The organism is Vibrio sp. SCP2 (assembly GCF_059295395.1).
Genome location: NZ_JCAFVV010000031.1, coordinates 1 through 512 on the forward strand (window position 1 = coordinate 1; position 512 = coordinate 512).

A 512-nucleotide genomic window follows, 5' to 3' on the forward strand; every position below is an offset into this window, starting at 1 on the left:
GTGTCGGTTTGGGGTACGATTCCTTACAATCTGAAGCTTAGAGGCTTTTCCTGGAAGCATGGCATCAATGACTTCACTACCGTAGTAGCTCGACATCGTGTCTCAGCCTTAAAGAGAGCCGGATTTACCTAACTCTCAAGCCTACGCACTTGAACCTGGACAACCGTCGCCAGGCCCACCTAGCCTTCTCCGTCCCCCCATCGCAATTGTAAGAAGTACGGGAATATTAACCCGTTTCCCATCGACTACGCCTTTCGGCCTCGCCTTAGGGGTCGACTTACCCTGCCCCGATTAACGTTGGACAGGAACCCTTGGTCTTCCGGCGAGGAGGTTTTTCACCCCCTTTATCGTTACTCATGTCAGCATTCGCACTTCTGATACCTCCAGCAAGCTTTACAACTCACCTTCAACGGCTTACAGAACGCTCCCCTACCCAATACATAAAATGCATTGCCGCAGCTTCGGTTTATAGCTTAGCCCCGTTACATCTTCCGCGCAGGCCGACTCGACTA

1 rRNA gene is annotated in these 512 nt (G+C 51.8%); it reads right to left on the bottom strand.

Going from position 1 to position 512, the window contains the following annotated elements:
• Positions 1 to 512: ribosomal RNA gene (locus AC5O63_RS22405) — 23S ribosomal RNA — on the bottom strand; the annotation flags it as partial.